The organism is Pseudoalteromonas sp. SG43-3 (assembly GCF_014164385.1).
Classification (GTDB): Bacteria; Pseudomonadota; Gammaproteobacteria; order Enterobacterales; family Alteromonadaceae; genus Pseudoalteromonas; species Pseudoalteromonas distincta.
On sequence record NZ_JACJFC010000001.1, the window covers coordinates 265,740 to 278,837 of the forward strand.

General features: G+C 39.7%; 11 protein-coding genes and 1 tRNA gene. 10 read left to right on the forward strand and 2 right to left on the reverse strand.

Annotated features, from left to right (window positions below; all coding sequences use genetic code 11):
* The first annotated feature begins 44 nt into the window (after window positions 1-44).
* The 4 genes from guaA (at window position 45) to rimI (ending at window position 2,678) form a co-directional block, all read left to right on the forward strand.
* Window positions 45-1,622 carry a glutamine-hydrolyzing GMP synthase gene (gene guaA, locus H5157_RS01310; RefSeq protein WP_002958782.1) on the forward strand — a complete coding sequence of 526 codons (1,578 nt, stop codon included), beginning with the start codon at window positions 45-47 and terminating at the stop codon, window positions 1,620-1,622.
* 155 nt (window positions 1,623-1,777) lie between these two features.
* Window positions 1,778-1,854, forward strand: a tRNA-Trp gene (locus H5157_RS01315).
* A gap of 64 nt (window positions 1,855-1,918) precedes the next feature.
* Complete coding sequence (locus H5157_RS01320; RefSeq protein WP_182694285.1) at window positions 1,919-2,224, forward strand: hypothetical protein; 306 nt, start codon at window positions 1,919-1,921, stop codon at window positions 2,222-2,224.
* Window positions 2,211-2,678, forward strand: a complete 468-nt coding sequence (rimI, locus tag H5157_RS01325; RefSeq protein ID WP_182694287.1) for a ribosomal protein S18-alanine N-acetyltransferase — start codon at window positions 2,211-2,213, stop codon at window positions 2,676-2,678. Before H5157_RS01320 ends, rimI begins: the two co-directional genes overlap by 14 nt.
* Before the next feature lie 73 nt (window positions 2,679-2,751).
* Here rimI and H5157_RS01330 read toward each other — a convergent pair whose 3' ends face one another.
* Window positions 2,752-5,418, reverse strand: coding sequence for an ATP-binding protein (locus H5157_RS01330; RefSeq protein ID WP_182723969.1), 2,667 nt, complete (start codon window positions 5,416-5,418; stop codon window positions 2,752-2,754).
* A gap of 245 nt (window positions 5,419-5,663) precedes the next feature.
* Here H5157_RS01330 and H5157_RS01335 point away from each other — a divergent pair, with 245 nt between their 5' ends.
* From H5157_RS01335 to H5157_RS01355, 5 genes are all read left to right on the forward strand, one after another.
* A complete protein-coding gene (locus H5157_RS01335) occupies window positions 5,664-5,867 on the forward strand; it encodes a multidrug transporter (protein WP_310736815.1) in 204 nt (67 codons plus the stop codon).
* 292 nt (window positions 5,868-6,159) lie between these two features.
* Entirely contained in the window at window positions 6,160-7,749 is a 1,590-nt protein-coding gene (gene prfC, locus H5157_RS01340) for a peptide chain release factor 3 (RefSeq protein ID WP_002958776.1), read from the forward strand.
* A gap of 60 nt (window positions 7,750-7,809) precedes the next feature.
* Entirely contained in the window at window positions 7,810-9,552 is a 1,743-nt protein-coding gene (gene argS, locus H5157_RS01345) for an arginine--tRNA ligase (RefSeq protein ID WP_182723971.1), read from the forward strand.
* 346 nt (window positions 9,553-9,898) lie between these two features.
* Window positions 9,899-10,537: a pyridoxamine 5'-phosphate oxidase gene (pdxH, locus tag H5157_RS01350; protein ID WP_024596079.1), complete on the forward strand. Its 639-nt coding sequence runs from the start codon at window positions 9,899-9,901 to the stop codon at window positions 10,535-10,537.
* A 21-nt stretch (window positions 10,538-10,558) separates the two neighbouring features.
* Window positions 10,559-11,326, forward strand: a complete 768-nt coding sequence (locus H5157_RS01355) for a TatD family hydrolase (protein ID WP_182723972.1) — start codon at window positions 10,559-10,561, stop codon at window positions 11,324-11,326.
* Here H5157_RS01355 and H5157_RS01360 read toward each other — a convergent pair.
* Complete coding sequence (locus H5157_RS01360) at window positions 11,293-11,913, reverse strand: AhpA/YtjB family protein (RefSeq protein WP_002958772.1); 621 nt, start codon at window positions 11,911-11,913, stop codon at window positions 11,293-11,295. The two genes, H5157_RS01355 and H5157_RS01360, sit on opposite strands and share 34 nt — an antisense overlap.
* 152 nt (window positions 11,914-12,065) lie before the next feature.
* Between H5157_RS01360 and serB the strand changes: the two genes are divergently transcribed.
* Window positions 12,066-13,094, forward strand: coding sequence for a phosphoserine phosphatase SerB (gene serB / locus H5157_RS01365; protein ID WP_182723973.1), 1,029 nt, complete (start codon window positions 12,066-12,068; stop codon window positions 13,092-13,094).
* The last annotated feature ends 4 nt before the right edge of the window (window positions 13,095-13,098 follow it).

Sequence of the window (13,098 nt, forward strand, 5' to 3'; positions counted from 1 at the left end):
ACATTAACAAACGGCATTTAGCATCAGACTTTACGAGATACTCCATGAGCAAAGATATTCACGATTCACGAATTCTCATTTTAGACTTTGGTTCACAATACACTCAATTAATCGCCCGTCGTGTGCGTGAAATTGGTGTTTACTGTGAACTTTGGGCATGGGATGTGACTGAAGAGCAAATCCGCGAGTTCAACCCACAAGGTATTATTCTTTCTGGTGGTCCAGAATCAACAACACTTGAAAACAGCCCGCGCGCTCCTGAGTATGTATTTAATGCAGGCGTGCCTGTGCTAGGTATTTGCTACGGTATGCAAACAATGGCAGCTCAACTTGGTGGAAGTGTACACAGCTCTGATAAAAAAGAGTTTGGCTACGCACAAGTTGAAAAAGTAGGCAGCTGTGCATTATTTGATGCAATTGAAGACCATATTACTGATGGCGGCAACGGCATACTTGACGTATGGATGAGTCATGGCGATAAAGTAATGGACATTCCAGCTGATTTTACAACAACAGCTAAAACATCTACTTGTCCACATGCTGCAATGTCTAACGAAGAAAAGCGTTTTTACGGCGTGCAATTTCACCCAGAAGTAACGCATACTCATCAAGGGTTACGTTTGCTTGAGCGTTTCGCTATTGATATTTGTGGCTGTGAAAAATTATGGACTCCTGCAAAAATCATTGATGATGCTATTGAGCGTATTAAAGAAACTGTAGGTGATGACGAAGTCATTTTAGGTCTATCTGGTGGTGTTGATTCATCAGTTGTGGCTATGCTTATTCACCGTGCAATTGGCGCAAAGCTAACATGTGTATTTGTTGATAATGGTTTACTTCGTTTAAACGAAGGTCAGCAAGTTATGGACATGTTTGGTAATAAATTTGGCTTAAACATTGTTAAAGTTGAAGCTGAAGAGCAGTTTTTAAATGATTTAGCTGGTAAGTCAGACCCAGAAGATAAACGTAAAGCCATTGGTCACACGTTTATTAATGTATTTGATGAGCAAGCCAAAAAGCTTAAAAATGCGAAATGGTTAGCGCAAGGTACAATTTATCCTGACGTTATTGAATCTGCGGCATCTGCCACAGGTAAAGCGCATGTTATTAAATCTCACCACAATGTGGGCGGATTACCAGATGACATGAAAATGGGCCTTGTTGAGCCATTGCGTGAATTATTCAAAGATGAAGTGCGTAAAATTGGTCTAGAACTTGGTTTACCGTACGACATGCTTTACCGTCATCCTTTCCCTGGACCAGGCTTAGGTGTACGTGTACTTGGCGAAATCAAAAAAGAGTACTGTGATTTACTACGCCGCGCAGATGCGATTTTCATCGAAGAGCTACACAAAGCTGAGCTTTACCATAAAGTAAGCCAAGCGTTTACTGTATTCTTACCAGTTAAATCGGTAGGGGTTATGGGCGATGCACGTAAGTACGATTGGGTTGTATCACTTCGTTGTGTAGAAACAATCGACTTTATGACAGCACGCTGGTCACATTTACCATATGAGTTTTTAGGTGTGGTTTCAAACCGTATCATTAACGAAATTGATGGTATTTCTCGTGTTGTTTACGATATTTCAGGTAAACCACCTGCAACTATCGAATGGGAATAATTAATTTTAGTTTTAATTAACTAATTTAAAGTGATTAAAAAACGGCGAATTAGCATGCTAATTCGCCGTTTTGTTTATTTAAAAAGCAGTTGAACTAAAAGAGTGATTTTTCTCTTTACCTTTGGCGAAACTTCTCTATAATTCGTCGTCATTGCAGGGGCGTAGTTCCAATTGGTAGAACAGCGGTCTCCAAAACCGATGGTTGGGAGTTCGAATCTCTCCGCCCCTGCCATTTCTTCTTTACATCGTTTTTATTACTTCTTATATTGTTCAAATGTCTAATCTACTGAGTTGTTATGCATCCACGTTACGCAGCTATTTTTGATATAGAAAATCTTGAACTCAATCAGCATTATTGTTCTCAAACAAATGACCAAGCAGATACTTTATCGCAAAGCACGACAGCTAGTTCTTTAACGATAAATGAGCAACTATTTGCAGACATTAAGCTCAGTGCAGGGGCTATTATTATAAATAGCGTTGTACAGGGTAGTGAGATGCAATTAAACGACAATCAGCTTACATTGCCAACCCCACAGCTCAACGCCTCTGAGAAGCGTGCTTTATGGGCTTTAATGAGTGAACACCTTGATAAACTTTAAATCAGTAGATGAAACTGCAATACCTCAATTAATGACCATCGAAACAGCATGTCATAGCCATCCGTGGACTTTAAATACAATGAGTTCATGTATAGGCGGGCGCTATTTTAATGTTGCCGCATTTGATGAGGTGAGCATGATTGGTTTTTATATTGGTGAAAAAGCAGGGCCTGATTTTACGCTTATGGATATTTGTGTAACACCAAGCCACCAGGGTAAGGGTATTGCAAGGCAGTTGTTAGCCCAGTTTATTGAATATGGTGAACAGCAAAATGCTGAAAACCTCTTTTTAGAAGTACGCGAATCTAATACGCGGGCTATTGCGCTATACGAGAACGCTGGCTTTACAGAGATGTCAGTGCGTAAAAACTACTATCCAAGTGATAATCCGGCCAAAAATGGCTTTGAAGACGCTATTTTAATGGGCATGGCATTAGGTTTAAACTTTTCATAATTAAAGTCGGTGGTTAGCGTTTTAAGCATAGAGCACTAACGCACCGAACTTGTACTATTTTGTAAGTTTTCTTTTAGGTTACTTTGCCACTAATTGCTTGCTTAATGGCTGCTATTAATTTATTTACTAGCTCGTCTCTTGGCACTTTATTGTTACTTTTTAAATTTTCTTCAAGTGCCGCAGCGCTGTGGTAAATCTCATCAAAATTAAAGCATCCAGAACTACCTTTAATACTGTGCGCTATACTTCTTAATGCTTCCCAGTCATTACAATGTTGCAGAGTTTTAACTTCTTCTAAATAAGTAGGTAAGTTGGCTAAATAGTTATCAGTAATTTGCTGAAACTTTTCGCTTTTTAATAAGCTGTCCCACTTATTTTGATTATCCTTTTCAAGATGTAGGTAGCTTACGAGTACATTTTCCAGAGCATCTTTATCAATGGGTTTAGCGAGTGCTTTGTTGCAGCCAGCTTCTAGGTAAGTGCCTATATCGTGGTTCATTACATTAGCAGTAAGGGCAATAATGGGGCCATCGTATGCTGCATGACGAAGCATTTTAGTCGCTTCTAATCCGCCCATTACAGGCATTTGCATATCCATTATAATAAGCTGATAGTCATTAACGAGTGCCATTTCTACAGCTTGTGCGCCATTACTAGCAATATCGGGTTCAAGGCCCCAAGTTTGCAGTAATAATTTAATTAATAGTTGGTTATCAGGGTTATCCTCAGCGACTAAAATATTAGCCTCAAAGTTATTGGTCGCAAACGATAAGAGAGGGTCTTTCTCTGGTATTAACTGGCTTTCTTGCGTTAAAAACTCAAGCATTGGTTGATCATCAGATAACTGACACGACACCCTAATTGTAAAGCGGCTACCAACGCCAACTTCACTTTCAAGCGTTACATCGCCACCAAGTAACAGTGCTAAATTTTTAGAAATACACAACCCAAGGCCTGTACCACCAAAACGACGTGTGGTTGTGGCATCGGCTTGCTCAAACGGTTTAAACACACGCTCTATTTGATGCTCAGACATCCCAATGCCGGTATCTTTAATTACAAATTCTAGCTTTTGACTTGCTTGTAAATAATGCACGCAAATAGACACACTGCCATTTTCGGTAAATTTAACAGCGTTATTTGCAATATTTATAAGTATTTGTTTTAAGCGGGTCACATCACTATAAATGGTGCGAGGTAGCGGCAGTTGGTAATCAATATTAAGGGTTAATTGTTTTTCTTGTGCCAGTGGTTGAATAATCGATTCAATGTCATGCACAAGCTGTACTACGTTTAACGCAGACAAATCGACAGCTAGCTTTTCAGCTTCAATTTTAGATAAGTCGAGTATGTTATTTATTAACTCTAGTAAGTGTTTTGAATTACGTAAAATAGTGCTTAGATGTTGTTTGTCGTTGGCTACTTTGTCGTTGTGGAGTAATTGCTCTGTAAAGCCCATAATAGCCGTAAGTGGCGTTCGTATTTCGTGACTCATATTAGCTAAAAAACGACTTTTAAGCTGATTAGCTTGCTCGGCTTGGCCAATTGCAAGCTCTAGTTGGCTGTTCATGGCTTCAAGTGCTTTAGTACGACTTTCTACTTTATCTTCAAGGTGGTGTTTATATTCTTCAAGCTGCTGCTGGTAGTGTCTAATTTGATTAACCATGTGGTTAAAGTCGTTAAACAAAACACCCACTTCGTCATTTGTATGAGCTGGTAAGTGCACCGACAAATCGCCATCACCAACACGGTGGCTTGCAGCACCTAGTAATTCAATTGGATTAAGTAATAAATTACGTACCACTATAAAAATTAATATTGGCAGGGTGATTATCGAAATAATAACAATTAAGCCTGTTATTAAGCTTATGGCTTTACCAGATTGATAAAGCACACCTTTGGGAATGGTTGAAACGTAATAATATCCACCGGGCATTTGTACGGCAAAAATCATTCGCTCTATTTTATCTATGCTTGAGAGTTCAATGGTAGAAAGCATGCCTATATCGGCAAGATCATGTACTTGGTTAAGTTCATATTCGCTTATGTATTGGCCGCGCATGTTGTAGTCGGAGCTAAATAAAATTTTCCCGTCTTTGGTCAACATTAAATTAAGTGTGTTGTTATATGGCGCTTCTAAAATACTGGAGTTGAGTATTGAAGGCTCTATATGTATTACAATAAAACCAAGCTGCTGTGGACGTTTCAAGTAGTAATCAACGCTGTCAATTCGTTGAATGAAATATAAGCTCGTGGTGCCATCGTCCTTTTGAATCATAAATTGCTGTGTACTTAAATTACTTTGCAATACTCGATTAAAAAATGGATAGCTTTTAGGCGCTGTTGTTAGGTTATTAGAGTAGTAGGCATCACTTTTCCCACTTGCTGAAACTAAATTAATGCTAATTATATCTGGATAAGCTTCGCTGTAACTGGCAAATACATCCATAAGCGCGCCAAGTTTTCGGGTGTAATTACCGTTGGCACTAATATCGTTTGCTAAAAAGTCACTAAGTACTGGCGAATTTGAAAGTAGTTTTGCAGTAGAGTGAAAAGAGTCGATATAGTTGAATATTTTTTGCTGTTGTTGCTCAACAAAACGGCTCATTATTAAATCAGCTTGTTTTTGTGTTGAATTAGTGACATTGGTGAGCGTAAAGCCACCTAAAAATAGCAGTGGTAGAATAACAAGAGGTGTTATATACCATAATAATCTTATACTTAACTTACTGGTTTTCATGACCAAACGACTTATCCTCCATGCAATCTGCCAATAATATGCGTTACGACCTGATTACACAAGCTTATAGCGGTCTTGGTGGCTAAATTACAATCATTAGTTGCATGATCTTTAGCTCTTTTTTTTATGTTTAAGTTATTTAAATTTAACAAGTTACATGGATATAATATTAATTCGCTGTTTAAAAAACTTACATAGTTTTACATCTTTTAAAGTTACTAATTAAAGTTGATGCATTGCCAAGCGTGACATTAAAAGGACACGTTGACAGTCTAAGTCCAGCAAGTGGTGTAAGTTACTCCACTATTGGTGCGCATAATGCAACAGGCAACTTTACTAAAATAGCGCAGCGCCTACCGGTAAAGATTAGTTTAGATGTTAAGCAGCCTTTACTTAGTCAACTACGTGTTGGAATGTCGGTTGTACCTACTATTGATGTTGTTAAGTAACTACTCATTTTTATTTAAACGATCTACGAGCAAATTGTAGGTCGTTTAAATATCGCTTGCTGTACACATTTATTTTAAAGCTAAGATATTTTTAAGTAGATAGCACACTTTTATACCGACTCCTGTTACAATTGCCATTATTAAAAAATCAACTATTGACGCTTTATTATCAGCTGTTTGCAACGTGAAAATCAGCGAGAATAGTAGTTAATTACGATCAACATAACGGGTTTACTCGCAGACGCTTATTAAAATGCATTCAACCCCGCATATAAACTAAAAGAATTTATCAATGGCAGACCAGACTATTATCAATGAAATCAGCAAGCGAAGGACCTTTGCTATCATCTCTCACCCGGATGCTGGTAAAACAACGATTACCGAAAAAGTATTGTTATTCGGACAAGCTATTCAAAGAGCTGGTACTGTAAAAGGTCGCGGCTCTAACCAGCATGCTAAATCTGACTGGATGGAAATGGAAAAAGAGCGTGGTATATCAGTTACTACGTCTGTAATGCAATTTCCATATAACGACGCACTTGTTAATTTACTTGATACGCCAGGACACGAAGATTTCTCTGAAGATACGTACCGTACATTAACAGCAGTAGATTCGTGCTTAATGGTTATTGATGCGGCTAAAGGTGTAGAAGACCGTACCCGTAAGCTAATGGAAGTTACACGCCTGCGTACCACACCTATTGTTACGTTTATGAACAAATGTGACCGTGATATTCGCGACCCAATGGAAGTGCTGGACGAAGTTGAAACAGAGCTAAATATTGCCTGTGCACCCATTACTTGGCCAATTGGTTGTGGTAAAGAATTCAAAGGTGTTTATCACATTCATAATGATGAAGCTGTTTTATATAAAACGGGCCAAGGTCATAAAATTCAAGATGTTCGCACAATTAAAGGCCTTGATAATCCAGAGTTAGATATTGCCATTGGTGAAGACTTAGCTGCGCAGTTACGCGATGAGCTTGAGCTTGTTATTGGTGCGTCCAACGAATTTGATTTAGATCTGTTTTTAGCCGGTGAGCTTTCGCCAGTTTATTACGGTACCGCACTTGGTAACTTTGGTGTTGATCACGTGTTAGATGGTTTAACTAAGTGGGCGCCAACGCCATTACCACGTGAAACCGAAGATAGACTAATTGTTGCAACTGAAGAAAACTTTACCGGGTTTGTATTTAAGATTCAGGCCAACATGGACCCTAAACACCGTGACCGTATTGCATTTATGCGTATTGTATCGGGTAAGTACAGCCAAGGCATGAAAATGAATCACGTGCGAATTGGCAAGCAAGTGAGCATTTCTGATGCGGTAACCTTTATGGCGGGCGATCGTGAACGTGCCGCAGATGCTTTCGCTGGCGACATTATTGGCTTGCATAACCACGGTACAATTCAAATTGGTGATACGTTCACGCAAGGCGAAAAACTTAAATTTAGTGGTATTCCTAACTTCGCCCCTGAACTATTTCGTCGTATTCGCCTTCGCGATCCGCTTAAGCAAAAGCAATTGTTAAAAGGTTTAGTACAGCTTTCTGAAGAAGGTGCTGTACAGGTATTTAGACCACTTATTAATAACGACTTAATAGTAGGCGCGGTAGGCGTACTTCAGTTTGATGTGGTTGTAGCGCGTTTAAAAGCAGAATATAACGTTGATGCTATTTATGAAGGCGTAAACGTGAATACGGCACGCTGGGTAAGCAGTGATGACGTTAAAAAGTTTGAAGAATTTAAACGTAAATGCGAAAGCAATTTAGCACTCGATGGCGGTGATAACTTAACTTACATTGCGCCGAGCCGTGTAAACCTTAACTTATCGGTCGAGCGTTACCCAGAAGTAACGTTTAGCCATACACGCGAAAACTAGAGCTCATTTACAAGAATTAAAAGAAAACCTGCTTTGGCGGGTTTATAAAGGTAAAAAAATATGAATATTCGTACTATTTTAATTGAAAAAGCCATTGCAGCTATGGTCGGTGCAGGCTTACCTGAAGATACAAACCCGGCAGTAACGCAAAGCACGCGTCCACAATTTGGTGATTACCAAATTAATGCAGCCATGGGCGCAGCTAAAAAAATGAAAAGCAACCCGCGTGAGCTTGCACAAAAAATTATTGATAACCTTGATGTAAGCGATATTGCACAAAAGACTGAAATTGCGGGTCCAGGTTTTATTAATATTCATTTAAAGCCTGAGTTTTTAGCGCAAAGCGTGAAAGCGGCTAACAATGATGCAAAACTAGCTGTAAACGAGCACGCTAAGCCACAAAAAGTAGTTGTTGATTATTCATCACCAAACCTAGCTAAAGAAATGCACGTAGGTCATTTACGTTCAACTATTATTGGTGACTCAATTGTACGTGCGCTTGAATTTAGAGGCGATACGGTTGTACGTCAAAATCACATGGGTGATTGGGGCACGCAATTTGGTATGTTAATCGCGCATTTAGAAGATCAAATTAGTCAAGGCGTTGACTTAGATACTGTTGCGCTTGCTGATTTAGAAACTTTTTACCGCGATGCTAAAAAACGCTTTGACGACGAAGAAGGCTTTGCAGATAAAGCACGTGACTACGTTGTTAAATTACAAGGCGGCGATGCGCATTGTGAAAAACTTTGGAAACTATTTATAGCCACCTCAGTTAAACACTCTGAAGAAGTATATAAGCGTTTAAATGTAACGCTTACCCAAGCCGATATTATGGCTGAAAGCGCATACAATGCAGAGCTTAACGATATTATTAGTCTACTTAAAGATAAAAACATTGCCGTAGAGTCGCAAGGCGCGCAAGTGGTGTTTTTAGATGAGCTAGCTAATAAAGATGGCGAGCCATCAGCCTTTATCGTACAAAAATCTGGCGGTGGTTTTTTATATGCAACAACAGACTTAGCGGCATGTGACTACCGTTCAAATAAATTAGGTGCTGATCGCATCTTAATTTTTGTAGATGCACGTCAAAATCTACACTTTAACCAAGTAGAGCTAACAGCGCGTAAAGCTGGTTTATTAAGAGACGAAACAAGCTACGAGTTTTGCCCGTTTGGCACCATGATGGGCGCCGATAATAAACCATTTAAAACACGTACTGGCGGCACAGTAAAACTTGCTGATTTATTAGAAGAGTCAATTAACCGCGCAGCAGCAAAATTAGCTGAACGTGAGTCTGATTTAAGTGATAGCGATCGCAGCGAAATTGCCCGTAAAGTAGGTATTGGCGCAGTTAAATATGCCGACCTTTCTAAGCACCGTACCAGTGATTACATTTTTAACTGGGACAGCATGCTAAGTTTTGAAGGCGCAACCGCTCCTTACTTACAATATGCTTATACACGCGTACGCAGTATTTTCCGTAAGTCAGGCGTTGATGCTGCTACATTAAATTCAGACGTTGCAATTGTTGAGCCTCAAGAAAAAGCACTTGCACTTAAGCTACTACAGCTCGAAGAAGTACTTGATTTAATGATCAGCGAAGCAACACCGCACGTACTATGTGGTTACTTATACGAGCTTGCAAGCTTATACATGACATTTTACGAAGCCTGCCCAGTACTTAAAGAAGGCGTAGAGTCAAGCGTGCGCGATAGCCGTTTAGTGTTGTGTAATTTGGTTTCAAGAACATTAGAAACGGGATTAGACTTACTCGGCATTGAAGTCATGGAGCAAATGTAATCACCTTCTGCTGCGTGTAGTTCGCTTTAGCTGCGTTGGTAAAACTATTTAGCCTAAGTCACATACAAACCGTATGCTCCTTGGCATAAATAGTTTTACCGCCTTGCTAGCACTCCTACACTTGCAGATATCTGAGCTGTGTAGTTTGCGTTGTAGGTTAGGTTGAGTGAAACGAAACCCAACGATACACCTGAGACTCTATGTTTACTGCTATCGAATACACTCGAGACTCGGTGCTATTTCTATCGTATACACCTGAATCTTAATATTTGTTATTACTCAATATCTATTGTTTTAAGCTCGCTACTCTAAGCTCTTTTCTAAGTCTTTATTTAAAGGATTTGTTATGAAACTCGAAGATATCCGCCGTGAATACCTGCAAGACGCGTTAAGCGAAGATAACTTGCAAGATGACCCATTCAAGCAGTTTGAAACATGGCTTGAGCATGCTGTAGCAAGCCAATTACCCGATCCAACAGCGATGGTTGTAGCAACTGTTGATGAAACCGGTCAGCCTTCACAGCGTATAGTGCTTTTAAAGCACCTGGATGATAACGGCTTTGTATTTTTTACCAATACAGGTTCGCGTAAAGCGCAGGAGCTTAAAGGCAATAACAAAATTTCCTTGCACTTTCCTTGGCATCACATGGAACGCCAAGTTATTGTTTATGGCGAGGCTAAACCATTACCAACTTCTGCTGTGGCAAAGTACTTTTTATCTCGTCCTAAAGAAAGCCAATTAGCAGCGTGGGCATCAGCGCAAAGCCGTCCGGTGTCATCACGTAAAGTACTAATGGAAACCTTTGCTAATATGAAAAATAAGTTTGCTAAAGGTGCAATTCCATTACCTGATTTTTGGGGCGGTTATTGTGTAGTGCCCACTAAAATTGAGTTTTGGCAAGGTGGGGCGCATCGTTTACATGATCGTTTTATGTATCAGCGCCAAGCAGATAATAGCTGGCAAATTACACGCTTAAATCCTTAATAAATAGATGAGTAAGTAACCGTGCAATTTATTGACTCTCATTGCCACCTCGATTTTAGTGAGTTTGATTCAAGTCGTGAATCGCTCATAACCGAGTGCGTCGCAAAGGGAGTTAATCAGTTTGTTGTACCGGGTATTACGCTTGCTCAATCGCATACTCTTATAGGGCTCAAAGCAACCTATCCAAGTATAAAAATAGCGGCAGGGCTGCATCCTTACTTCTTAGATCAACATAAAGAATTGCACATAGAAGCGTTATTCGAGTTTGCAACTACAAATAAGCATCAGTTAGTGGCCATTGGTGAGTGTGGGCTTGATCGAAGCATTGAAAACCTCTCTAAACAAACTTATTTATTTGAACAGCAAATAGGGCTTTCTAATGAGCTAAGTTTACCGCTCATTGTACATCACAGGCAAAGCCATGATTTAATTGCGCAAGCGTTTAAACGTTGTAAGCCAAAAAATGGGGGAGTGATTCATGCATTTTCAGGTTCAATCCAACAAGCGAAGTACTATATCAAACAGGGCTTTAAGCTTGGCGTAGGCGGTGTTATTACCTATGAACGTGCAGCTAAAACCCGTGCTGTTATTGCCGCTATTGAGCCCGAGCACTTAGTGCTTGAAACAGATTCACCTTCAATGCCTTTAAGTGGCTACCAAGGGGAGGTTAACACGCCATTGCATATACCTGATGTGTTTGACGCACTATGTGATTTAAAGCCACACAGCGAAAAAGAGACGCTTGCAAAGCAACTTTATGATTCTTGTTCAGATGTTTTTTGCATATAACGATTTACCTGCCAGCGCTTTAATCCACGGCCTAACTGCCACGTAAAAATACAAGCAATCACTAGCATTAGTAAAACCTGCCTGCCTAAGTCATGAAAATGATTGTGGCTGTCGGATATTGCAGCGCGAGTTAAATAAGTAATAGATACAAAACCTATAGGGCGGTCATCATCGCTTATAACAGGTTCCATAAAAGGTGTTTTTAACTTACTTATTCCAGGGGTAGAATCAGAAAGTTGACCATAAACATGGTGCGACTGCCAATTGTCGCTACTGGCTAATAAAATACCCTGTTGATCGTAAATAGTGGCCGAAAGCACGAACTCATCTTTACTTATATCGTTACAAATTGCATTGAGCTGGGGTTTATTTTTTTCGATTAAAGGTGTTTTAACATTTAAAGCCATAAACTGAGTGAGGCTTTTTGCGGTGCTGTCGGCGCTATCGTAAAGTAACTGGTGACTCTGAAAACTACTATTAACACCCACCCAGCTTAGTAATACAAAACAGCCAGCCGCAAGAATTAAGCGAACGAGTCGCTTTCTTTGGGATGCGCTTATAGGGTTTTTAATATGGTTATTTTTCATAGTCACCGTTTATGCTACTGACAGCATTTTGATTTGATGTTACAACTACACTAACTATAACCTTAAACCCCACCTGATGGCGAATTTAGTGTTGAGAATAGCAGTTTTGAGATGCCAACTATCAGGAAAATAAAAATAAACACGGAGATCCCATGTCGCAAATCAACATGGCACAGCAAGCTGCTGAGCAACCATTACAACACTTAACTCTAAATAAATGGTTTAGCTATAGTGGTGGTGTATCTACACTTCTCGATTATATTCCAAACAAAGCATTAGGGTTATTTAGCATCGCATTTGCAGGTGATTTTGCGGAAAAACACATTGCCAGTATTGTTGACTTTTTAGCGACACATAACCAAAAAGTCACCGCTATATGCCAATACCAACCTGATTTAGGGCTTGCACCAGCACTGTGTTTTTACGCGCAAAATGCAGATAAAACTATAAACCCGTTAGTACTACAAGAATTTTCAAACACGCTTGATTGTCAATTAGTGCAAGTTGCTACGCCGCCTAATTTATATGAGCCAGGTTTATTGGTTATGGATATGGACTCAACTGCAATAACTATTGAGTGCATAGACGAAATAGCACGCCTTGCGAACGTATACGATGAAGTTGCCTCTGTAACTGCACTTGCAATGGCGGGTAAACTTGATTTTAGTGAGAGTTTATATCAGCGTGTAGCTAAGCTTGAAGGTATTGAAAAAAGCTTAATTGAAGAGCTGAAAAGTACATTACCATTGATGCCTGGTATTAAAATACTGTGCCAAATTTTAAAGCAACATAAGTGGTATTTGGCGATTGCCTCAGGTGGTTTTGTGCCTTTTGCAGAGCGTGTACAAGAGCTGATTAATTTAGATGAAGTGCACGCTAATGAGCTCGAATTTAAAGACGACAAGCTAACAGGTAAAGTACTGGGTACGATTGTCGATGCGCAGCAAAAAGCGGTCGTTTTAGAGGTGCTTCAGCAAAAGCTAGGGCTTAAAAAAGCACAAACTGTAGCTATTGGAGATGGCGCAAATGATCTAGTCATGATGGCAAAAGCTGGCCTAGGTGTGGCCGTACATGGTAAGCCTAAAGTGGTTGAGCAAGCACAAGCGGCTATTTGTGAAGGGTCATTATTGCAATTGTTGTATATGTTGGCTATTCCGTTAGAAAAACAACCAACACTTTAAAATA